This is a genomic window from Glutamicibacter sp. MCAF14, from assembly GCF_052114325.1.
Lineage (GTDB): Bacteria > Actinomycetota > Actinomycetes > Actinomycetales > Micrococcaceae > Glutamicibacter > Glutamicibacter arilaitensis.
This window is the reverse complement of the sequence record NZ_JBFREO010000001.1, coordinates 349,479-371,444: the sequence shown is the minus strand read 5'-3', so window position 1 is coordinate 371,444 and position 21,966 is coordinate 349,479. Positions and strand designations below refer to the sequence as shown.

Here is a 21,966-nt window from a genome sequence, read left to right as displayed (position 1 = left end):
CTCGCCGACCGGTTACTTGCCGGCCATTTCCTTGTTGCCGTGCAGCGTCCCGGTGGACAACCCCAGGGTCACCGGCTGGGGGCCGCTGCAGCAGGAATCAGCCACGGCTTCTTCGGTGCCGCAGGAGGAGCTGGAATCGGATTCGCCAGGAGCATCGCAGGAACCGCCCAGGTCCGTGGAGCACACACCGGTTTCCGGCAGGTCCAGCTCCACGCGGTCAGCGGCCTGGCTGTCGCCGGACAAGGCCGCGGCGATGGAGCGGACCTGCTCGTAGCCGGTAGCCATCAGGAAGGTTGGCGCGCGGCCGTAGCTTTTCATGCCAACGATGTAGAAGTTCTTTTCCGGGTGCGCCAGAATCTTCTCCCCGTGGGCGCTGACCGTACCGCAGCTATGGAATTCCGGGTCAATCAAGGGACCCAGCTGGCGTGGTGCTTCCACGCTTTCATCCAGGTCCAGGCGCAGTTCCGAGAGCATGGACAATTCCGGTCGGAAACCGGTGGCGGCGATAATGCGATCCGCCTGCAGTTCCCGGCCGTCGGCCAAGGTGATGTTAACCTGCTCGCCGCAGTCCATCGAGGTAATCGAGACGTTTTCCAGCAGTTCCACGTTGCCGTTTTCCACCAGCCTGCGGACGGAGGTGCCTAGTTGCCCGCGGGCTGGAAGCTGGTCGGCAGCCCCTCCGCCGTAGAGGCGGATCGGGTTCGCCGCGCCGCGCAGGCCCCACTGGATTTTGGTTTCCGGGTACTGCTTTTGCAAGCGTCCCAGGGCAATGATGGTGTTCGCCGCTGAATGCCCTGCGCCGAGCACCAGCAGGGACTTGCCCGCAAGCTCGGCTTGGTCAACACCCAATGGATCAGGCAGTCCGCAGAAGATGAAACCTTGATCGCGAGCTTCGGCCTCGCCGATTGCGGCAATGCCTGCACGGCCCACGGGGCTGGGCTGATGCCAGGTGCCGCTGGCATCAACCACTGCGCGCCCGAGGAGGTCCACCAGACCATCAGCGGTTTCGGTGCGCACCAAGAACGGTGCGTCATCGCGGCCTGCGGTACGAGTCTTGTCTGCTCCGCGCCCGTCCTCCAGCACCCGGCTGACCTTCACCACACGGTGGCCGTAGCGGATGCGCGGCGCCAGTTCGGGGTGCGCCGCCAAGGGTTCGAGGTATTCGCTGACTAGTTCGCCACCGGTGGGCAGCTTGGTGATGCGTGGTGCTTCCCAGTCCCCCGCATAGCCTTCCGTCGCGGTTTCCAGCAGGCGGCGGGCGGCGGCATCGATGTTGAATCGCCATGGGGAGAAGAGCTTGATGTGGGACCACTGCGAAATGGCGGCCCCCGCAGTGTTTCCGGATTCAAGAACCAGCACCTCCTGGCTGCGCTCGCGCAGGTGCGCGGCGGTGGCAAGGCCTACGGGGCCGGCACCGATAACGATAACCGGAAGGTTCTGGTTCATGGAATTCTCCTTGATGGCTGCGGGTATTGGGCGGGAAACTGCTTATGCGGCGGGAAGCAGTTCTGAGATCAGGTTTTCGATGCGCTCGCGGATCTCATCGCGGATCGGGCGGACCCCGTCCACGCCCTGGCCTGCTGGATCCTCCAGCTTCCAGTCTTCATAGCGCTTGCCGGGGAAGAATGGGCAGGCATCGCCGCAGCCCATGGTGATCACCACGTCGGAGTCCTGTACGGCCTCGGTGGTCAGTACCTTGGGAATCTCGGTGGACATGTCGATGCCCACCTCGGCCATTGCTTCCACAGCCGCTGGGTTCACCGAATCGGCGGGCGCGGAGCCGGCTGAGCGGACCTCGATGCGGCCTTCGGAGAGGTGGGACAGGAAGGCAGCGGCCATCTGCGAGCGGCCGGCGTTGTGCACGCAGACGAACAGGACCGAAGGCTTGGTGGTGGAAGTCATCAGTTGCATATTCCTTAGGCAGAAGTGGTGGAAGATTCGAAAGCTGGGAAGAATTTGCGTGCCCACAAGGCGACGTAGACCAGCGCTACAAGGATGGGAACCTCGATCAGCGGGCCCACTACTCCGGCTAGAGCCTGGCCGCTGGTGGCGCCGAAGGTGGCGATGGCCACCGCGATGGCCAGTTCGAAGTTGTTGCCGGCGGCGGTGAAGGCCAGCGTGGTGGTGCGCGGGTAGCCGAGCTTGAGCCAATGGCCGATGAGCATGCCCGCGCCGAAGACCACGACGAAGTAAGTCAGCAGCGGGATGGCCATGCGCAGCACATCCAGCGGCTTGGCGATGATGTTATCGCCCTGCAGCGCAAAGAGCAGCACAATGGTGAACAGCAATCCGCGCAAGGCCCACGGGCCGATTTTCGGCAGGAACTTGTTCTCGTACCAGTCCCTGCCCTTGGCCTTTTCACCGAAGGTGCGTGTCAGGTAGCCGGCCACCAGCGGGATGCCCAGGAAGACCAGCACCGACGCGGTGATGGCGCCGATGGAGAACTGCGCGCTGGTGGTTTCCAGTCCCAGCCAGGATGGCAGCAGCTGCAGATAGAACCAGCCCAGGGCACCGAAGGCGATGACTTGGAAGACCGAGTTGATGGCTACCAGCACGGCGGCCGCTTCGCGGTCGCCGCAGGCCAGGTCGTTCCAGATGAACACCATCGCGATGCAGCGGGCTAGGCCCACGATGATCAGGCCGGTGCGGTATTCGGGAAGGTCAGCGAGGAAGACCCAGGCCAGTACGAACATGAAGGCCGGGGCGAGGACCCAGTTGATCACCAGCGAGGTGATCATCAGCTTCTTGTCGGCCAGCACACGGCCGGTTTCGTTGTAGCGGACCTTGGCCAGCACCGGGTACATCATGACCAGCAGGCCAATGGCAATGGGCACCGAAACGCCGGCGATGGTGAACTTGTCCAGCAGCTGGCCGAGTCCCGGGAAGATCCGTCCTAGTCCTAAGCCGATGGCCATGGCCAGCAGGATCCAGAGGGCCAAGTAGCGGTCGACAAACGACAGCTTTTGGGCCACAGGGGCAGTATCGGGCGCGGATGTCACTGAATCATCACTCCAAAGTTGAGGTATCGACGATTGTCGATGTCTCGAGTATGATTTCTTATATCGACGTTTGTCAATCTCTGACGCCTGCCAAGAAAAGAGCCGAGGTCCGTGAGCACAGCCACCGTGAAACCTGCCAGCGGGAATTGCGGCGTGCCAGCAGCCGACGTCTGCTGCGCGCCATCGCCCGGAGAGGCAATCCTGCATGCCGGGGAGGCCGAAGCGCTGGCGCTGCGCTTCAAGGCCCTGGGTGATCCCAACCGCCTGCGCATCCTATCCATTGTCTCCGCCAGCGAGTCGGCAGAGACGTGCGTCTGCGACCTGCCCGAACCACTGGGCCTCAAGCAACCGACGGTCTCGCACCACCTGAAAATCCTGGTGGATGCCGGAATCCTGCACCGCGAAAAGCGCGGGGTGTGGGCGTACTACTCTGTCGTGCCTGGCGCATTGGAATCCTTGGGCGCCAGCCTGGCGACCAGGCCCTAGACTGGCTTGCTGCAACTGCATTCCGGGAGCCTGGGGTCGCGCAACCTGGCATCCATCCAATAGCTCCATTTCCCTGCCCTCGCAATCAGCTCAGCGAGCAGCATCGAAACGATGCAGGTGCCAGCATTGCCGGCTCGACATGGACCGGATGCGCAATAGCCCATTACAGGCAAGACCCCGACGCCCTTCCCGTCGGGCACGAGCCAGTACCCTACTTCGGACGCTCGAACTTCATGAGCTTATGCGTGCCATCGCAAAAAGGCTTGATGGCAGAGCCCCCGCAGCGTCATAGCGCTACGGGTCCTTGCCGGGCGTCGATGGATTGCCCCTCGGCATCCACGATTTCAAAGTCTCCCCTGAGCAGCAATGGGCCCTGCGGGCAGACGGTAATCATGGCTGCTCCCGAAGCGCTGTGTCCGTCGATCATACGACTGCCCCTGCCCCGGCATGCAACGCCGATCTGCCAGCTTCCCACGCGTCCGAGTACTTCGCGCCGGCCAACGCGTCAACTGCGGCCGCGGCTTGGGCGCCGAGGATTATGTCGGGTACCAGATCCGGTTCGTCTTCAGCCAGCCCGCCATCCAGGTCGCGGCCGGCGATTTGCTCATGGACCGCATCAGCTTCCACATGCTCATCGAAGTAATCGGTCACCGGGGATTCATATCCCAAGCGCCGGAACCCGCGGGCATAAGCCGCCTGGGGTATCGAGGAAGTCATCTCGTACAGGGCCAGGTGGCCGGTGATGGCTCCCCGAAGCCGCCGGTGCATGCCGAAGAGCGAAATCATGTTCACTGCCGCCAGCGTCACCGCCGGAATGCTGTCTATGTACGCGCCGAAGTCATCACGCAGGCCCAGGCCCCTCATCGTCTGCCTGAACAGCTCGCTATGCATTCGCGGCAAATGCCCATTTCCGTACTCATCAGCCTGGATCTCCACCATTGCGGCTTTTGCACGGCCCTCAAGTTTAGGGATCGCCCAGGTATGTGGATCAGCTTCCTTGAGCTGGTAAATCGACTTAAGAATCAAGAATTCGCGTGCTTGAGCGGCATCGACCTGGCGCTGGATGAACTTCGAGACCGACGGTCCAGCATCATCAGCAGCGAGCTCGAACAGGGCTTGGGCCACCTCGGACGACATCGGTTCCACGCTGGGAAGCGGACCTGCCACATCGCGAAGCGCTTGCTCGAAGTCCTCCTCGATCCGGGCTCGAAGCGAAATGAGCCCGGGGTCCCATTCCCAGCGATCATCGACCTCTGCAAATCCCCGATGGTGCAGTTCGTAGAGCACGAAAAGGCTCAGCTGCAGGGGGCAGTGCCCGTTCGCCGGTCAAGCGAGCGTTCGGATAGGTAAGTCCCCGGTGCTCAGTTGGCAGTCCGAAGCAACGCCACTTAAATGAATCGTCTCCGATCCGCAGATTCCGCTTCGCCCTGCGGAACAGGAGGCATCCTCAGAAGAACACTCCACGATGATCACCGAGCGCCAAAAGCGAAACCCGGGGAATCCCACGGCTCAACGCCGCAGGGCTTCGTGGGCGGTCGCCTTTCGGAGAACTGCCATCAACGGAGGATTAAGTGAACACGCCTGAACACCAAATGCGCGCCATGCAACACGTCGAGAAACTTTTGAATTGCCCCGAGGCCAGAACCCATCTCATTGCGTACGGCTGGACGGAGGGCATGCCCGTGGTATTTGTGCAACGCTCTGATCTGGCGGATGAAGTCATGGGCTTCGTATCGGTCCATGGGCGGGCTGTACTTTTGGTTCTTGATGATGGCCAGGCTGATGGCCTGCAGCTATGGCACATCACGGTACCCAGCCCGCTCTGTCCCAAAGTTTCCCCTTTGCCAGCTGGAACCACCTTCAGCGAACTCTGTTCCAGACAGTGCACGGAGAAACTGATGCCCTTTCGCGTCGCTTTTTGGTCCCATAGCGCGGCAATCCATGAGATTCCCTGCTTTGTGCGCAGCGACTGGCCCAGACAGGCATCCCCCTCGCCCGCGGATATCGGTGAGGCCGACAGAGTAGGCCGAGATGCCACGGACGAAGTCCCCAGGCCGCCACACGCTGGCTGAAGGATCCGGGCGGTAGTTCCAGGCAAATGGGCGCTGCCTGGCGCTTGGGACATGGCCTGAAAGTACAGCGGCCATTCCGCTTCGGCTGCGCGCTGGCGCGTAATCCGTTCTCCTTGCTGACGGGAGAGATTGGGCTCACTGTCAGTGGATTTCCCGGTTCATGACGGCTGTCCCTCGTGATGGTTTTGTTTTCCCGTTTTTCGGCACGATTGAAGGCCACGGAAAGATTCTTCCAAGCGCAAGCGGCGATCCTCTTTTCTGGAAATCGCCTGCGAGCAACCGCGTTCTGCCAGGATAGCTGGCATATTAGAGTAGACGACCAGTCATCGGATCCAGCGAGAGGGCTTCATGAGCACGAACCATTTCCATGTACTAGCCAAAGAGGAATCGTGGGTCGTCACATTAGGCGGCATGCATCTGAAAACGTGCGACTCGCGATCCGGGGCCTACCGCGAAGCCGTAGCCAAGGCTGCGGAACTCGGAGCCGGTGAAATCTACGTGCACGATGAAGATGGCGAACTGGCCTGGTACGAATCAGTGCCGCACGATCCCCGGAAGAATTAGTCACTGCCGTTCCGGCCAAGCTGGGCTGCTGGCTCCAACACCAGCGCCCTGCCGCGCAGGTTCTCCTCGCCGGATCGCCGTGCTTCCACTGCGCTCCAGGCGAGGGGCCCGGGCCTCGGTTTTCAGCCCTGTTTGAGGAATTCAGGCAGCTCGGGAACTATCGTCACCACCACGTCATAAGCTTTCCAATCGGTTCCTTCAAGCAATTTTCGCGCTTCCTCTGATTGGGCAAGTGTCACGGTTTCGGATTCCGGAACGATGAACGCTTCCGTGTGCTGGACCTGGCCGAGTTCGCGCACCCTTAATCCCGCAGTGCGAACCCAATCCAGGGAATGAAGCTGTTCCTCCATGGCCGGGATCAGCGGGTGCGGATCCGTGCCGTCGACGCCCTTGGAACGGCGATCCAGTAAATCCGACGTCGCGGACTTAGTGCTGTCCCAGCCGTCCTTGAGAATGCCGGCAGCGATCACCAGGGCCGCCGTGGAATCCAGCCACCACAATCCAACGCCGATTCCGGCCACGCCGACGATCGAAGCCGCATTGGTCTGCCAGTCGGCCTTGGCCATTTTGGAGTCAGCGTAGAGCAGCTTGTTGTGCAGGGGTTGGGCAGCCTTGATTTTCAGCCGACCCAGCACCACGGCCGGTGCCGCGATCAGCGCCATGACCGCCATCATGATCCATCCTTGCCATACCGTATGGCCAAACAGGTTCATGGTCCCGATGGTCGGGTGCTCGATTTTAACCAGAGCCGATACTGATTCGTACGCGAGCATCGCTCCGACGACGAGCAACGCTACTCCTGCAACCAGATGCCCGGCTCCCATGGACCGGTGGTAGCCGTAGGGGTGGGAGGGCCGACGAGTCCTCCGGGTGAACTGCAGTGATGCCAAGAAGGCCAGCTGCGGCAAGACTGAAAGCATGTCTTCGATCCACGCTGTGCGCATGGCCTGCGAATTCCCCACTACTAGTGCAACAAGGGTAATAGTGAGCGCCGTGTATCCGATGCTGATCCACTCTAGCTTCGCGGCCCGCGCCATGAGTTCACGTTGTTCGTGAGGCAAATGGGTTCCGGGAGAGTTTTTCATGGCATCTCCTGCGTCTGGTCCAGGAAATATTCAAGCTCGGACAGGAAAGCGTTTTCGCCCGGAGGCACGAGCAATACAATTTTCTTTTCCTTGCCTTGGGCATCGGTGGTGGTCGTGTAGGGACGAGTTACTCCAGCCTTTTCCGACCACGGTGTCTTGGAGGTGATGCCTCCTGCCACCAAATCCAGCTGGCCTGCTTTCAGTTGCTCGACTAGCTGTTCTTCACCGCCAATGGTCCATTGAATTTCCGCACCTGCATGCTGGGCAAAGTCTTCTATGAGCGCTGGTTCGGCGCCCTGGGGTGCTCCATCCCGGATTTCCACGAAATCCGAAGCAGGAGACACGCCGACCCGAAGTGTCCCTGCACGGACTGTGTCCAGGGTTCCCTCGGGGTCCACCGGCACCGCTTGGACGCAGGCTGTCGCCAAGAAGACGCATCCAAGCGCCGCTGCCCCCCTCACCTTCCGAGCGTGGAACGAACTTTGCCAGAACATCATTTCTCCTGAGCTTGATCGGGCCGGGTCGACTCCAAACTACTCCGAGGGCTCGAGTTGCAATGGAACGCCAGAGAAATATCGGCGAATTCCCAGCTCGCTACTTCAACCTGCCGAAAGACTGAACCGCGCCGATCTGAAATTTCGCGAAGCCATGGGCAAGCTCGGCGACGGGCACGAGCAGAGAACGGTCATCACCTTGGCCGGGTACCTCCGGCACTAAGAATTTGTGGTCTGTCCATACCGGCACCTGCTTGGACTGCAACAACCATAGTTTGCCAGGTGCAGTCCCTGGCTGCCGGGTTGCCACTGGGCAAGGATTTGCTGCTGCTAATTAGCATCGACTGGAAGAACATCCCAGTGGGCCTGGTGGCCAGCAGCGCCAGCTTCCTGTGCTCGGTCATGATCGTGCAATTCGCCCTGGACTACTGGCTCTAGACGTGCTTGCCACACGCGGACATCCCATTCAATGACACGAATGCCAGATCGCCGCCCGGCCCGTGCCACAATCCGAAGTGGAGAACTGCGCCCGGAACCGGTTGGCGCGTCCCATGCGAGGAGGCATCGGCAGCAGTGCAAGCCAATATGGAGCAGGCCCAGCAACGGACCAACGCGGCCTGGATCATCATCGTGGCCTCCGGGGTCGTGGCAGGCCTGCACATCTGGAAGCTCGCCCCGGCGCTTACCGTCATCCAGGACGAGCTGCGCTTCTCGCTGATCTTCTCCGGCGTACTGCTAGGCGTGGTCCAGATTGCCGGCATGGCCGGCGGGCTGGCCGTTTCCCTGCTCTCGGAAGTCATCTCCCAGCGACGCACCCTGATCCTCGGCCTGCTGCTGCTGGTGCTCGGCAGCGCGCTGGGCGCCTTCGCCCCCAGTGCTCCGTTGCTGCTGGCCACCCGCATCCTGGAAGGCGCGGGTGTCATCATGGCCACCGTCATGGGGCCGGGACTGGTGCGCCTGCATGCCCCGATCAGGAACCTGAATATGGCCGTGGGGTGGTGGGCCGCCTACATGGGCATGGCCACCTTCATCGGCGTCTTCTCCACCGCGCTGGTGCTCCAGCACCTCTCCTGGCACCTGTGGTGGGGCATCCTCGCGTTCATCACCCTGCTGCCCATTCCGTTGATCCTGAAATTCGTGGCCACGGATAAGCCTTCGGGTTCGGCGGCGCTGCGCGAAGCTGCCCGGCGCATCGCCATCACCGCCCGGGCGCCGCGCGTGTGGATCAGCGGGCTGATTTTCGGCTGCTATACGGTGCAATGGATGGCGGTAGTGGGGTTCCTGCCCACGATCTACGAGGAATTCGGCCTGGATCCGGTGGCCGGTGGTTTGGCCTCTGCAGTGATCGGCGGGCTGAATGCGGTGGGCGCCATCATCTGCGGCGGGCTGCTCCAGCGCGAGGTGAACGGGCGCACGCTACTCTTGATCGGCTTCGCCCTGATGTCGCTGACCTCCATCCTGACTTTCGCAATCGACTACCCCGCCGATCTGCTGCTGATCCAGATGCTCTGCGTCGGCTTCTTCTCGCTGGCCGGAGCCACCATCCCGACCATCATGACCCGGGTGGTGGTCGACCTGGCACCGCCAGGCGGCTCGGCACCGGCATCGATGGGCTTGACCCAGCAGATCTTCAACATCGGCAATTTCACCGGTCCGATGCTGCTGGCGGCCATGGCGACACTGACCGGCGGATGGAATGCCACGTGGTGGCTGACCACGTTCTTCGCGGCGCTCGGGGCGGCGCTGATCCTGGTGCTCTCGCGCAGGAATTCGCCCTTCGCCAAGGCGCATTAGTCCCTGGTGCCGGAAAGGGCCGGAGCCAGGACGGCATCCCGTCCGGGATTGCTCATCCGTGCCCAGCACGTTCTTGACGTGGACACGCCCTACCGGGACTCCGTCTGTGTCCACCGCGGGAAGCGCGAACAGCCGTGTGCGGCCGCCGACTCGATAGCAGTCACCGTGCAATCCACCAGCAAGCACTGCACCGGGTCGAAGCTGATCGCCCCGGAGTTGATGCTCCGGGCATCGAAGTGCAAGGCGTGGATCATGGACAGGCATACTACACCCACCCGAAATTCGTCGGCCGTCAGCCCCTCAGTAATAATCAATTGTCAATATCTTAACGGGTAGAAGACGAACTAGGTCGCGTGCGCGAACAGAAAACCGGGTGACAATTCTACTTTTCTGCTAGTTGGCATGCAGTGTCCCCTTGCATGTTGTCAACACCATGCGGGCGACTTCAGTCTCTGGTTTCAATCATCTTGACGATGAGGGAAATCATCAAGTCCTTTTCTTTCGGGTCGCTGCTTGCGATGAGGAGGGTAATGGCTGCCAGCGCGTTGCTGGTCACCTGGGCAGAGCCATCCTCGTTGTAGAGGAGTCCATTGCGTGCCAAGAAGGAAACGAAAAGGGCGGCGGCACTGCGCTTATTGCCGTCAGCCAGCGGATGGTCCTTGACCACGAAGTACAGCAGGTGCGCAGCCTTCTCCTCCACCGTCTGATAGAGGTCATCTCCTCCAAAGCCTGGTACACAGCGGCGATGATCCCTTCAAGGGCGTCGCCGCGTTCCCGGCCGGCGAGAGTGTCGCTGGGGAATTCGGCGGCGACCATAGCAATGACGGCTCGCGCCTCGGCTAAAGTCAGTTCCCATGTGGGGATGACACTCGGAGACGTGGCCACAGAGCCTTCGTCATAGTCGTGCAACAGCACCAGACCTGGCAGATATGCGCTGACTAGTTCCGCGATACCAGATGCCAGCTGGTCTGATGATCGCGAGAGGATGGTGAATACTTGACCGAGCTCAGCCAACCGGCGCTCGTTGACCGCTGAACCCTTAAGCACGCAGTCACTGAGCACATCGTTCGACCATCGCCGAAAATGTACACCCTCCCGCGATTTCACGCGGTAGCCGACTGACAAGATCATGTCCAGATTGTAGTGCTCTACCTGATAGGTCTTGCCGTCTGCGGCAGTTGTCGCAAAATTTGCGACAACTGGGATTCCTTAGAGTTCTTCACGTCGAGCATTGGAGATATGCTTGCCGATGGTTTTCACATCGCGTCAAAACAGTATGGCCATTTGCTGCCGATTCATCCACACAGTTTTGCTTTCGGAATCGACACCGATCTCCAAAACAACGTCTCCAGATGCCGACTCGTAAAGCTCGATTCTGTTCAATTCGTATGTCCTTCCAGCGAACACGCTTTGTTCTAATGCTATGCGTTGCGCCACGAATCATCGTGGCTCGATCAATCCGATTCCACATTCAGGCATTCAACAGTCTTCGGCTTGAATCACGGAATGGAAACGTCAGGCCTCTCGGAATAGGTAGCAGCCACAGGAACAGCGAGTACGTGCTGACGTTGATCCATGGCCTGAAGCAATCCAACAGGAATTCGCCCGAGGCCCGTGGCAGGACATCTGGGGAACTGCTCAATGACGAGATATCCAGTTCACTTCCCGGCTCGGTCAACAATCCGAGGTGAACAGCAGCGCCAAGTACCAGATGGTGTGTCCTATGTCGGAAGGCAACTCCCAGCGCCGTACTCTGCCCCTCGGATTGCTGCTGGCGCCGAGCAGTACTCTGGGCACATTGGCAGCGAGCCCACCCCTGCGACTGGCCGCTACTCCTGCTGCTGTTCCAGATGCTCTGCGTCGGCTTCTTATCGCTGGCCGGAGCCGCCATCCCGACCACCATGCCCCGCGTCATGGTCGATCTGGCACCGCCCGGCGGCACTGCGCTGACGCTGGTGCTCGCGCGCAGGAATTCACCCTTCGCCAAGGCGCACTGACGCCCTGTACCAGCAGGGGCTGGAGGCTGGACGGTTTCCCGTCCTGCCTCCAGCCCCTGGCCTTTGATTCATTGCCCAGCTTGCGTCGCTAGCGCGCGCCGCGACGCTCATCCCTGATCTGGCCGACCAGCTCTGCGAGCATGTCTTCCAAGGTCACCATACCGGTGACCTTGCCCGTTTCGCCATCACGCACCAGAGCCAAATGGGCTCCGGAGAGCTGCATTTCCTGCAGCGCGGTGCGCACGCTTTGCTGATGCCCAAAGGACGGCAGCTCGCGGATGCCGCTGCGCTGCAGCGGCTGCGTCCGGGCTTGCGCGTCGGCGCCGAGCACGTCCTTGACGTGGACATAGCCCACCGGGGTGCCGGCGGCGTCCACCAGCGGGAAGCGCGAGAAGCCATGCGCGGCCGCCGCCTCGATCTGCTCTATCGTGGCATCCACCGGCAAGGTCTGCACCTTATCGAAGCTGATCGCTACGGACTCGATGCTCCGGGCATCGAAGTGCAAGGCGCCCAGCAGCAGCTGCTCGTCATGCGCATCGAGCAGGCCCCCCTCCCGGGATTCGGCCACCATGGAAGAGACCTCGTCGCGGGTGAAGGTGCTGGCCACTTCGTTCTTCGGAACGACGCCGAAGATCCGCAGCACCAAGTTGCCCATGGCATTCATCAGCCACAGCACCGGGCGCAGCACCTTGACCAGGATGACCATGCTCGGACCCAGGATCAGCGCCATGCGCTCGGGTCCGGCCAAGGCCATGTTCTTGGGCACCATCTCGGCAAGCACCACGTGCAGGTAGGTCACCGCGATCAGCGCAATCGCGTAGGACAGCGCGTCGATCATGCCTGCCGGAACGCCGATGGCTTCGAAGGGCCCGGCCACCGCGTACTTCACCAGCGGCTTGGTGACATAGCCCAGCGCCAGCGAGCAGACGGTGATGCCCAGCTGGGCACCGGCCATGACCAGCGAGACGTTCTCGATGGCCCACAGCGTCATCTTGGCGCTGCGGCTGCCTTCCATGGCCTTGGGCTCGATGATGCTCCGGCGTGCGGAGATCAGCGCGAATTCGGCGCCGACAAAGTAGAAGTTCGCTGCCAGCAGCGCGACCGTCACCAGAATTCCCATAAGGTCGCTCATCGTGCGTCCTCCCCTTCTGCCTGCTCGGACACCGTCACGTCGACACTGGCGATCCGCTGCCCATCGGTGGCGTGGATGGTGAATTCAAGTTCCTTATGCGGTCCACCGGGCTCGCCCGGGACCACGAGGCGCACGACATCGCCCACCTCGCCGAACTTGCCCAGCTGCACGGTCAGCAGTCCTGCCAAGGTCTCGTAGTCCGAGTCCTCGGGGATCTGGCAGCCCAGCAGCTCATTGGCCTCATCCGGCCGCAGTGCCGCATCCAGCCGCCATGAGTTCCCGGAGAGCACCTGGATGGTGGAATCCTCCGGGTCGTGCTCGTCGCGCACTTCGCCGACGATTTCCTCCACGAGGTCTTCCAGAGTGAGCATGCCGGCGACGTCGCCGGTCTCGTCGATCAGTACCGCCAGTTGCAGCCCGCCGTTGCGCATCTGGTCCATCAGCTCATCGAGCTCGATGGTATCCGGAACCAGGAAGGCATCTTCGGCGCTGTCCCCGGCCGCGGACTGCTGGCGCTGCGCGTAGGGGATGGCGAGCAAGGCGCGGATGTGCACCATGCCCAGCACGCGATGCCCGCCCTCGTCCACCAGCGGGAAGCGGGAATGCCCGGTACGTGCGGCAAGCTCCAGCACTTCGTGCACCGTCTGCTGGGCGGTGACGGTGATCATCCGCGATCGGGCGGTCATCACATCATGGGCCCGGCGGTTGCCGAAGGCCACGGTCCGGCGCAGCATTTCGGCAGTTTCCGAGGGAAGCAGTCCTTCGCGGGCCGAGTGCCCCACCAAGGCCACCAGCTCCTCGGCCGAACGGGTCGAGGCCAGCTCTTCTTGCGGCTCGATGCCGAAGCGGCGGACAATCCAGTTGGCGTTACCGTTGAAGAATGCGAGGAAAGGCTTGGTCACGACGCTGAAGCCGCGCTGGAACCCCACCACGGCCTTGGCAGTTTCGAAAGGCTTGGCAATGGCCAGGTTCTTGGGAACCAATTCGCCGAAGACCATCGTCAAGATGGTGGCCAGCAGCAGCGCGATGCCGATGGACACCGAACGGGCCAGCGTCTGGTTGAGTCCGAAGTCCTGCAGCGGTCCAACCACTAGGGCGGCGATGGCAGGCTCGGCCAAGAAGCCGATTCCGAGATTGGTCAGGGTAATGCCCAGCTGAGCCCCGGAGAGCTGGGTGGAAAGGGTGCTCATGCCCTTGAGCACGCCGGCAGCGCGGCGGTCGCCCTTTTCGGCGGCTTGCTTGACCTGGCTGCGGTTCACCGTGATGAGTGAGAATTCTGCGGCTACGAAGAGGCCACACCCCAAGATCAGGATGATGGCTATGCCCAGCGAGATCCACTCCATTGTTCACACCCCCTGTCCTGCGGCGCCTGTCCGGCAATCCTGCCGGGCAGAGGGTTGGATAAGTGAGATCTACAATCGCCTGAAGCGTCCATCATTCCCTTCCGACCGAAGTATCTTCCTCCGGTCTGACATGCTTCCAACTATTCTCCAGCACCATTTCGGCGATTATGCCCGGGGAGGGCAATTGTTTGTCATATCCTCGGAATCCGCACAGCATCCTCACAACTACCGGCCCGGACTGCCATGCAATTGCGCGCGGCACGCTAGGTTGGAAAGCAGCAGCCAGCAGGAAATGAGCACCCTCCGATTCGAAAATGAGGAATGGCACCATGCAGAACCCGATACCCGATTATCTGCACGAAGTTCTCGACGCCCTGCGCGATGACACCTCCGGCGAGCGCGCCAGCTACATCCCGGAGCTAGCCGATGCTGACCCGGACAAGTTCGCGCTGGCAGTCACCACCGCCATGGGCAGCACCTACACCGCTGGCGATGCGCAGGACGAGTTCACCATCCAATCCATCTCCAAGCCCTTCGCCTATGCGGCGGCGATCATGGATCGCGGACTTAACCACGTGCTGGAGCACATCGGGGTGGAGCCCTCCGGCGAGGCCTTCAACGAACTGTCCTTGGAAGATGGCACCAACCGCCCGAAGAACCCGATGATCAATGCCGGGGCCATCGCCGTGCACGGCCTGCTGGTGGGCGAAGAAGCCACCGGGGCGCAGCGCGTGGACCGGGTCCTGGAATTATTCTCCCGGCTGGCCGGACGCCAGCTGTCCATCGATGAAGAGGTATTCGCTTCCGAGCTGGGCACGGCGGACCACAACCTGTCCATGGCCCATATGCTGCGCAAGCACAAGATCATTGCCGATGACCCGCATGAGGTGGTCTCCGGCTACACCCGGCAGTGCTCCATCCTGGTCACCGTTGCGGACCTGTCAGCCATGGCCGCGACCCTGGCCAATGGCGGGGTGCAGCCGTGCACCGGGGAACGGATCATGGATTCAGCCATCGCACAGCAGGTGATGTCCGTGATGGCGGTGGCCGGCATGTATGACGGCGCCGGGGATTGGCTAACTAGGGTCGGGATTCCCGCCAAGTCCGGTGTGGCCGGCGGCCTGGTGGGCGTATTACCCGACCAGGTGGGCATCGGTGCTTTCTCCCCACGCCTTGATTCCCACGGCAACAGCCAGCGATCCCGGCTCGCCTTCGAGCGGCTTTCCACGGATATGGGCATGCATTTGTTCGCGCCCAGCCCCGGCCGGCTCGATGTTATCGATGTCCGCCGAAGCGGGGTGAGGGAAACGTTCCATCTGCAAGGCAACGTGCAGTTCACCGCGGCCGCCGAGCTGCTGGACTTGATGGCTGAATCGGACTACGGCGAAGAAGTGCACATCGACATTTCCCGGGTCTTCTCCTTCACCGACGTGGCCCGCAGGATGACCTTGGAAGGGTTGCGCCGCTTGCGCGATGAAGGCCGCCGGGTGTTCCTCCATGATCCGTTGCAGTCCCTGGCGGATCCTGATCTGGGCGACGGGACGTACCCGGAAACCCCGTAGGCCCGGGATTACCGGAAGATATCCAGGTAGGCCAGCGAGTAGCCCACCTGGTATTCGGAGGCGGGGTTGGTGGCCACCATCGCTCGGTTATCCACCGCCAGCTTCACATTGTCGGTGACAATGCCGTCCACCGGAATGCTCAGCAACTGGCGGATGGTCGCTTGGTCATTGACGGTCCACACGTAGACTTCCTTGTCCCGTGCATGGGCTTCGGCAAGTAGTTCTTCGCTGAAGGAAGCCTGTTCCACGGTATAGAAGTCCCCGTTGGTCTTCGGCAGTCCGCCGAAGCTCATGGCCACGGTCAAACCAACGCGCAGCTTAGGCCGCTGCTTCTTGATCTCTTGGACGGCATGCCCGTTCAGCGAATGGTAGATGTTCTTTTCGGTGGTGCCGGTGACATCGACTTCAGCCAGGAAGCGCTTGAGGTAGCCTGCCTTCTCGTGACCGGTGACCTTCAGCTCCACCAGAACCTGGATACCCAGCTCATCGGCGCGCTTCAGGTACTGTCCCATGGTGGGGATTTTGTCGGTGAATCCGCCTTCACGGACCGTGACTTCCTGGACCTCGTCCAAAGTCATCTCATAGATGTTCTGGTTCCTACCCGCAACCATCAGCAGGTTGGTGTCGTGGCTGGCTACGAAGTGCCCGTCCTTGGTTTCTTGGAAATCGGCTTCGACAACATCGGCTTGGTTCGCCGCGGCAGCTTCCAGCCCGCCCAGGGTGTTTTCGACTCCGCCACCGGAATAACCGCGGTGACCGATGACCAGCGTATTCTCTGCGCCTTCGGTGGTGTCGCCCATGGCCGGCATGGCGGAGAAACTCACCGAGATCACCAGGCCGAAGGCCACCGATGCCAGCGAAGCCCGGGTGCCCCTCTGCTGTGCCGTGCGGTGTGCCAGCGAGCGCTCTTCGAGGATGACTGGCAGGCCCAGGCGTTCGCGGCACAGTGCCACCAGAACTTGGATCATCACGACGGTCGCCGCACCGATAATCAAGAAGCCCAACGAGTGCCCCAGTCCAATGCTGATGCTGGCCAGCATCGCCGAGGTCTGGGCCGTGATCAGGGAGTCGGCAAGGTCGGTGCCCCAGACCAGCAGCTCGACCATCACCGAGGCGCCCAGCACCGCGGCACCCAGCGGGATGCCCAGCAACAGCAGGTGGCGGAAGAAGTTCTTATGGGTCGCCCTCAGGCTCTCGCCCACTGCCGCCAGCGGGCGTTTGCGCCCCACTACCAAGAGTGGCAAGGTGAGGATCAGGCGCAGATTGGCATAGATAATCGCGGCGATCATCACCGCATAGATTCCCGTGCTCAATGGCGCCTTGAGGTACTCGCGGGTGATGAACGGCGGGATTCCCACGCCTTGGATCAGCACCGAAGACAATCCGAGCCCGCCCATGGGGAGAGCCAGGAAGAAGTACACCAGCATCACCGGCGAAGGATAGGAGAGCAACTGGCCCAAGCACTTGGCTACGTCCTGGCACATGGCCCGAACGCTCGGCGGCTGGCCGGATTGCTGCCGGTTGACCATCACCACGATGGTGGTGAATTGGAGGCTGACCGCGATCAAGGCAATCATCGCAATAGCGATCAAGAGCGCCACCGACACCGGGTGGGCCAGGATTGCCGGGTAGGTCCGGTCGGTGATGTTGCTTAGCGAGCTGGCTTCCAAGGCCTTGCCGAAAAGGTACTTAATGACTGGCAGGACCACGAAACCGTTGATCGACTGCATCAGGACAATGATTCCGAGATAGCGGAAGATCCGCGCATGGCTCAGTTTCATGATGCGTGTCAAGAAGGGCAGAGCTTCGAGGAATTTCGGCCAGCCCTGCCGCAGGATTGGGGGTAAGGCAGGGGAATTCTTCTGGCGTTGCCCGCCGGTTTTCATTCCGTTGTCCACTGAGCCAAATCCCATTTCCGCCACTCTAGTCTGCTAGAACGGCTAGCTACTATTCTAACTCCGCCCCTTGTGTTTTCCTGTGTGCAGCGTCGGCGCACTCTGCTTGGCCCTACCCTTGGTTGAGGCCAGTTGTTCCTAGCGTTCGAAGGCCGGTGTGATCGCTGTGCACTCCACCGGTTCGCCTGGTGCACCGGTTTGAGTGGCGATGGCTTTTTGCCCATCGAGCAGGATGCGGCAGGTCGCGGTGCTGCCCTCGCCCGGGGTGGCCGTCACCGCGGCTTCAGCCTGGGCGGTAATGATGCTGTCCACCGACCAGCTGGATCGCGATGAGTCTTTACCCTCGACCACCAGCATCGCGTTTTCCACTTCCACCGGGCTGCCCGGATCTCCGCGCTTCTCTGATTCCAGATATGACACTGCATCCAACGTGCCGCCCCCGCCGGAAACTTCGATTTCATAGGTTACTGCCCAGGCATCGGAGATGGCCTTGTCATAGGAATCCACGGCACCGCATCCTGCAAGGCCGCAGGCCAGAACCATGAGCGAGCTGGCCACTGCCAGCCGCGAGGAGAGACGCGATGAGGATAGGTCCGTGGTGCGATGCATGCTGATCCTTTGCAGAAATTCCGGTGTGCGGGTGTTCGGTTTTCCAGCCTAGGCCGGATGCGCGGAGCATGCATGGCAATCAAGAATGATCTCAGGTTCCTTGGCATCAGCCTCAGGTAGGAGAACCGAGCGGCCTGCAATTGCTCCGAAAGACGCCGTGGATGAGCAGGCCGAGGACATGCATGACGCCGGAAGTTACATGGCGTCCCGGATAGCCATCTGCCCGTAGTGACGGGGTAAACTCACCCACGGATCGCCCACCGTCGAAAGGACCTGACCATGCCGTTGCGGCAGACCCTTGACAGCCATGCAACAGGAAACTTCGCATGAGACTCTCCATACTCGACCAGGTCCCGCTCACCGAGCATGCACCCACCGTCCCCGAAGCGCTTTCCAGCGGCCTGCAGCTAGCCCAAGAAGCCGAACACCTGGGCTATCACCGCATCTGGTTTGCCGAGCACCACCACTCGAAATCCTTTGCCAGTGCCGCCCCGGAAATGATGACTGCGCTGGCGCTGGAACGCACCAAGAGAATCCGCATCGGCACCGGTGCGATCCTCTTGCCCTACTATCAGGCGCAGAAAGTCGCAGAGTCCATGGGCTTGCTGGTAGCCGTGCACCCGGACCGGGTGGATATCGGGGTAGGGCGCGCGGCACTGTCCGATCCGCACTATGCGCAGAAGATTGCCGCCCTGGTCCATGATCTCGACGCCGTCCACGAGCCCTCGGATACCGAACCGGCAGGCCGCCTCTGGGTTCTGGGTGCCGGCGGTTCCACCGCCCCGTTGCCCGGGACGCTTGGTGCCGGCTACGTGCATGGCCACTTCCTGCGTCCAACCGGCGGCGAGCCGGCCACCCGCGCCTACCGTGAAGCGGCGGCCAATGCCGGGCACCGCGCGCACACCGTGCTGGCCGTTCGCTTCGCCACCGCGGACACCGAGGACAAGGCGCAGGCCCTGGCCGATGCGCTGTTGCTGTGGCGGGTACGCAAGGACTTCGGCAATGACGGCCCGATCCCTTCAGTTGATACCGCGGCTGGTTACCGGTGGAGCGATCCCGAACGAGCCCGCGCATCCGAACGCCGCCAGGCGCTGATCGTGGGAACCCCGGATTCAGTCCGCGACCAGCTGCTGGCCCTGGCCGAAGCCCACGGGGCAGATGAGCTGATGCTCAATACCCTTGTCTGCGATCCGGCAGACCGGCTGGAATCCTACCGGCTACTGGCCCAAAGCTTCAGCAAATAGCACAAATGGCCACTGCCCTCCCGAACGCTTGAAGCGTTGGGAAGGCAGGGGCGATTTCCGGTTTTCCTACAGTACGCTGGTCAAGAATTGCCGGGTGCGCTCATGCTGCGGGTTGGCGATGATTTCCCTTGGATCCCCGATTCCACCACGACACCGCCGTCCATGAAGGTCAAGGTATCCCCCACCTCCCGGGCGAAGGCGATCTCGTGGGTCACCACGATCATGGTCATCCCCGAGGCCGCCAATACTGCTTAGACTGATACTGCGACAGGTCTAGGGCCTGGAATTAAGAACCTCTGCCACAGACGATGATGCGAGCACACGAGCTTTAGCCTCCGGATTAATTCGTTCTAAAACAGTCATCATTTCCGTGTGAACGATAGCGGGGTCAAACTCATGAGCAAGGTTAAAGATTTGTTCTTGGTGAGCAATACGATTTCTCAAGATGTGCACTGTGCCTATGATGCGGTCAATATCGCTTCGCTGCGGCTTGCCGGAGAAGGCCTTATGGAGGTAGGTAACCCATAGCGACTTTTCATGAGCACTAGTTGTCATATAGCGCCAGAACCCGAAAGTCAGTTCAGCGATTACTTTCCCCGCCTCGGCGTTTTTCTTTCCACAGTTATCAATTGCGCGAAAAACTTGCCGGCGGTTCTTTTCGTTAATATCCGACCCACGCTTCAGTCCGCCAGAATGCGTTTTAACACGCCATAACGGAACAACTACGGGCGATTGCGGATCCAGCAAGCAGTGGGTCGAATTCTTCCAGGCACTACTAATGGCTTTGTCATAGGCGTTGCGTAAGGCCACTTCAAAGTGCGAGAAGTCTTTTAGCAAGGCGGCCGACAGGGAGGCGTTCCATTCATAGAGTGCGAGCGCGTCGCCCCTGTCTCCGCCGGCCGAATCCACGTAACGCTGGAAGCGAGGAGAGCCTAGCCATTGATCGATCCAGAAGTCGCTACTCATGAGCTAGCCTCCGGCGGTTAAAGTTCTTAGCCCCGGCAACATAACCCACTAACGCAGGCCATCGGTCAACCGGGGCTTTCTAGTAAATAATTCTAGGGGCGCTTACCTACGGAAGCAACATAGAGCCTTGGCCGCCGCACCGGGCCTGCTGCTCAGCACGGTGATGCGCTAGCCAAACAGCCTTTTTAGCAAAGTGCATAAAACCGCTCAGCACTTTGCAAAAAAGATCAGCAAAAAGCGTTCATTTTTGCCATTGCAGGTGAATATCGCCCATCCGTAAGCTCGTTCCAACACCAAACTACGAGCGAATGGGAGGCACCACATGACGCGCTTTGCGGGATAAGAAACCCGCGCTAGCCGCACTCTAGCCGCCAGTGCATGGGTCCCGAGTTTGGATCCGGACAGCAGAACCCTGCCTCAACGAGGCAGGGTTCTGTTTTCCCCCACGGGCGGGCATTGCGGATGCGCATGGGTCTTATTTTCCTTCCCTGGCCGGCACTCGTTCAGTCGGCGGTATCCCGCGCCCTGCCTGCGCAAGGCCTGATGGCGGACCGTTCCCGGTCCGCCATCAACGGTATTCGCTATTCGTCGTTTTCTTCGCCCGGCAGGCTGGCCTGCTCAGGCAGGCTGTCCCAGAACGAGGTGTCCATGTCTTCCACGGAGCCATCGGCCACGGTCTTGATGGTGCTCTCCAGCGTCAAGATGGTCTGCTGGCGCAGATAGCCATTGGACTTCTGGCCGAGCACGTAGTCGGACCGGTAGTGGTCGCTCATCCCGCGCATCTCGAACAGCAGGGTGGAAATGCCGTACTCGGCCGCGATGCCATTGCGCGCAATGGTGTTCGCGGTGCCGCCCACGTACTTGCCCAGATGACCCCAGCCGGTGGGATCGACGTTCTGGTAGACCACGGCGCCCAGGCGCTTGGAGCCTTCGCGCACCTCCTCGGAGACATCCTCAGTTGTCGGATAGAGGATCGATCCGGAAACGAGCTTCCCGTCCACCGCCGAGCGCGTGCCCTGGTGGTGCAGGTCGATCATGTAGTCGATGTCGTAGGCAGAAAGCACATTGTTGTGCAGCGCTTGGATTTCGGGCTGCGTCTTGGCCACGTGATCCCGGTTGATGTCCACGTTGTTCGCGTTGTAGCGGGTCAGGTGCCGGTCTCCCGAAGCGATGTAGTCATCGAGCGGGAAGTCCACATCTCCCATGGCGCCGTCCGGGTTGAGCATCGGCACAACCAGGATGTTGACATCCTCCAGGACCTTGGCCATCCGGCCGGTTCCCAGGTGCTTGATGACTTCCAGCGCACCCTCGGTGGTCAGCTGCTCGTTGCCGTGCTGCTGGGTGAGGAACATGATCGTGGGATTTGCCGGGTCCGAGAGGTACTTGGCCAGGAACAATTCGCGCCCCTTGGCCGAGTGGCCGATGACTTCCAGTTCCATGGCAGCTTGCTTGGCATCCTGCTTGCGCAGCTCGGCGGCCATCGATTCATGGGTATGCAGGATCGAGGTGTTGACCGTTTCATTGCCGTTGTGGTTCGGGCCCTCGCCGACGGCATTGGCCGGGGCTAGTCCCAGGCCAAGGAGCAGTGCCGAGCCTGCAATGATGCAGGAGCTCTTCTTCAGCACACGGGTTGGGAACTGCTTTGAAAGATTCTTCATTGAATTTCCGGTGTCTTCCTGTGATGGGACGGATCATGCGGGTTGCGCCGGCACGCGGCGCTTCTG

At 61.2% G+C, this 21,966-nt stretch carries 21 protein-coding genes and 3 pseudogenes; 6 read left to right on the top strand and 18 right to left on the bottom strand.

The genetic code is table 11. The features are described from left to right. Positions 1 to 12: 12 nt before the first annotated feature. The 3 genes from AB4Y71_RS01720 to arsB are packed head-to-tail and all read right to left on the bottom strand — an operon-like array spanning position 13 to position 2,999. A complete protein-coding gene (locus tag AB4Y71_RS01720; RefSeq protein WP_441717509.1) occupies positions 13 to 1,446 on the bottom strand; it encodes an FAD-dependent oxidoreductase in 1,434 nt (477 codons plus the stop codon). 42 nt (positions 1,447 to 1,488) lie between these two features. Then, positions 1,489 to 1,902 (bottom strand): arsenate reductase ArsC, encoded by a 414-nt coding sequence (locus AB4Y71_RS01715; RefSeq protein WP_102599251.1) that lies wholly within the window; start codon positions 1,900 to 1,902, stop codon positions 1,489 to 1,491. Positions 1,903 to 1,916: 14 nt separating this feature from the next. Beyond that, a complete protein-coding gene (arsB, locus tag AB4Y71_RS01710; protein ID WP_441717507.1) occupies positions 1,917 to 2,999 on the bottom strand; it encodes an ACR3 family arsenite efflux transporter in 1,083 nt (360 codons plus the stop codon). Between the two features lie 111 nt (positions 3,000 to 3,110). Between arsB and AB4Y71_RS01705 the strand changes: the two genes are divergently transcribed. Next, positions 3,111 to 3,485: an ArsR/SmtB family transcription factor gene (locus AB4Y71_RS01705; RefSeq protein ID WP_441717505.1), complete on the top strand. Its 375-nt coding sequence runs from the start codon at positions 3,111 to 3,113 to the stop codon at positions 3,483 to 3,485. A 211-nt stretch (positions 3,486 to 3,696) separates the two neighbouring features. Here AB4Y71_RS01705 and AB4Y71_RS01700 read toward each other — a convergent pair. From AB4Y71_RS01700 to AB4Y71_RS01690, 3 genes and pseudogenes are all read right to left on the bottom strand, one after another. Then, positions 3,697 to 3,771: pseudogene (locus tag AB4Y71_RS01700) on the bottom strand (CDGSH iron-sulfur domain-containing protein); the annotation flags it as partial. Next, positions 3,772 to 3,912, bottom strand: a complete 141-nt coding sequence (locus AB4Y71_RS01695; RefSeq protein ID WP_441717503.1) for a hypothetical protein — start codon at positions 3,910 to 3,912, stop codon at positions 3,772 to 3,774. Then, on the bottom strand, positions 3,909 to 4,772 hold the full coding sequence (locus AB4Y71_RS01690; protein ID WP_441717502.1) for an iron-containing redox enzyme family protein: 864 nt from the start codon (positions 4,770 to 4,772) through the stop codon (positions 3,909 to 3,911). The genes AB4Y71_RS01695 and AB4Y71_RS01690 overlap by 4 nt, the downstream gene beginning before the upstream one ends. A gap of 1,133 nt (positions 4,773 to 5,905) precedes the next feature. On the opposite strand from AB4Y71_RS01690, the gene AB4Y71_RS01685 reads away from it, so the two are divergent. Continuing rightward, entirely contained in the window at positions 5,906 to 6,121 is a 216-nt protein-coding gene (locus tag AB4Y71_RS01685; RefSeq protein ID WP_441717500.1) for a DUF2188 domain-containing protein, read from the top strand. 122 nt (positions 6,122 to 6,243) lie between these two features. On the opposite strand, the gene AB4Y71_RS01680 is transcribed toward AB4Y71_RS01685, so the two are convergent. Next, on the bottom strand, positions 6,244 to 7,206 hold the full coding sequence (locus tag AB4Y71_RS01680) for a cation diffusion facilitator family transporter (RefSeq protein WP_441717498.1): 963 nt from the start codon (positions 7,204 to 7,206) through the stop codon (positions 6,244 to 6,246). Further along, on the bottom strand, positions 7,203 to 7,634 hold the full coding sequence (locus tag AB4Y71_RS01675; protein ID WP_193057681.1) for a transporter substrate-binding domain-containing protein: 432 nt from the start codon (positions 7,632 to 7,634) through the stop codon (positions 7,203 to 7,205). The genes AB4Y71_RS01680 and AB4Y71_RS01675 overlap by 4 nt, the downstream gene beginning before the upstream one ends. A gap of 348 nt (positions 7,635 to 7,982) precedes the next feature. On the opposite strand from AB4Y71_RS01675, the gene AB4Y71_RS01670 reads away from it, so the two are divergent. Both AB4Y71_RS01670 and AB4Y71_RS01665 read left to right on the top strand, forming a co-directional pair. After that, complete coding sequence (locus tag AB4Y71_RS01670; protein ID WP_441717497.1) at positions 7,983 to 8,138, top strand: hypothetical protein; 156 nt, start codon at positions 7,983 to 7,985, stop codon at positions 8,136 to 8,138. 135 nt (positions 8,139 to 8,273) lie between these two features. Next, positions 8,274 to 9,494 carry an MFS transporter gene (locus tag AB4Y71_RS01665; RefSeq protein ID WP_441717495.1) on the top strand — a complete coding sequence of 407 codons (1,221 nt, stop codon included), beginning with the start codon at positions 8,274 to 8,276 and terminating at the stop codon, positions 9,492 to 9,494. 89 nt (positions 9,495 to 9,583) lie between these two features. Here AB4Y71_RS01665 and AB4Y71_RS01660 read toward each other — a convergent pair whose 3' ends face one another. From AB4Y71_RS01660 to AB4Y71_RS01640, 5 genes and pseudogenes are all read right to left on the bottom strand, one after another. Next, positions 9,584 to 9,748: a hypothetical protein gene (locus AB4Y71_RS01660; RefSeq protein WP_441717493.1), complete on the bottom strand. Its 165-nt coding sequence runs from the start codon at positions 9,746 to 9,748 to the stop codon at positions 9,584 to 9,586. Between the two features lie 191 nt (positions 9,749 to 9,939). Then, positions 9,940 to 10,194, bottom strand: coding sequence for a Fic family protein (locus AB4Y71_RS01655; protein WP_441717491.1), 255 nt, complete (start codon positions 10,192 to 10,194; stop codon positions 9,940 to 9,942). 365 nt (positions 10,195 to 10,559) lie between these two features. Then, positions 10,560 to 10,700, bottom strand: a pseudogene (gene rhuM, locus AB4Y71_RS01650) (RhuM family protein); the annotation flags it as partial. An 879-nt stretch (positions 10,701 to 11,579) separates the two neighbouring features. After that, the gene (locus tag AB4Y71_RS01645) at positions 11,580 to 12,623 is read right to left on the bottom strand and encodes a hemolysin family protein (protein ID WP_441717489.1); all 1,044 of its coding nucleotides are present in this window, start codon (positions 12,621 to 12,623) and stop codon (positions 11,580 to 11,582) included. Further along, positions 12,620 to 13,966, bottom strand: coding sequence for a hemolysin family protein (locus AB4Y71_RS01640; RefSeq protein WP_441717487.1), 1,347 nt, complete (start codon positions 13,964 to 13,966; stop codon positions 12,620 to 12,622). Before AB4Y71_RS01640 ends, AB4Y71_RS01645 begins: the two co-directional genes overlap by 4 nt. Positions 13,967 to 14,295: 329 nt before the next feature. Here AB4Y71_RS01640 and AB4Y71_RS01635 point away from each other — a divergent pair, with 329 nt between their 5' ends. Further along, a complete protein-coding gene (locus AB4Y71_RS01635; RefSeq protein WP_441717485.1) occupies positions 14,296 to 15,528 on the top strand; it encodes a glutaminase in 1,233 nt (410 codons plus the stop codon). Positions 15,529 to 15,536: 8 nt separating this feature from the next. Here AB4Y71_RS01635 and AB4Y71_RS01630 read toward each other — a convergent pair whose 3' ends face one another. Both AB4Y71_RS01630 and AB4Y71_RS01625 read right to left on the bottom strand, forming a co-directional pair. Then, positions 15,537 to 17,441 carry a glycerophosphoryl diester phosphodiesterase membrane domain-containing protein gene (locus tag AB4Y71_RS01630; RefSeq protein ID WP_441717484.1) on the bottom strand — a complete coding sequence of 635 codons (1,905 nt, stop codon included), beginning with the start codon at positions 17,439 to 17,441 and terminating at the stop codon, positions 15,537 to 15,539. Between the two features lie 120 nt (positions 17,442 to 17,561). Then, complete coding sequence (locus AB4Y71_RS01625; protein WP_441717482.1) at positions 17,562 to 18,032, bottom strand: hypothetical protein; 471 nt, start codon at positions 18,030 to 18,032, stop codon at positions 17,562 to 17,564. Between the two features lie 326 nt (positions 18,033 to 18,358). On the opposite strand from AB4Y71_RS01625, the gene AB4Y71_RS01620 reads away from it, so the two are divergent. After that, positions 18,359 to 19,276 carry an LLM class flavin-dependent oxidoreductase gene (locus tag AB4Y71_RS01620; protein WP_441717480.1) on the top strand — a complete coding sequence of 306 codons (918 nt, stop codon included), beginning with the start codon at positions 18,359 to 18,361 and terminating at the stop codon, positions 19,274 to 19,276. A gap of 66 nt (positions 19,277 to 19,342) precedes the next feature. Here AB4Y71_RS01620 and AB4Y71_RS01615 read toward each other — a convergent pair. The 3 genes and pseudogenes from AB4Y71_RS01615 to AB4Y71_RS01605 all read right to left on the bottom strand — a co-directional run. Then, positions 19,343 to 19,521: pseudogene (locus AB4Y71_RS01615) on the bottom strand (ectoine/hydroxyectoine ABC transporter ATP-binding protein EhuA); the annotation flags it as partial. A gap of 28 nt (positions 19,522 to 19,549) precedes the next feature. Continuing rightward, complete coding sequence (locus tag AB4Y71_RS01610; RefSeq protein WP_441717478.1) at positions 19,550 to 20,242, bottom strand: Abi family protein; 693 nt, start codon at positions 20,240 to 20,242, stop codon at positions 19,550 to 19,552. A gap of 581 nt (positions 20,243 to 20,823) precedes the next feature. Next, a complete protein-coding gene (locus AB4Y71_RS01605) occupies positions 20,824 to 21,900 on the bottom strand; it encodes a M14 family zinc carboxypeptidase (protein ID WP_441717476.1) in 1,077 nt (358 codons plus the stop codon). Positions 21,901 to 21,966: the final 66 nt, after the last annotated feature.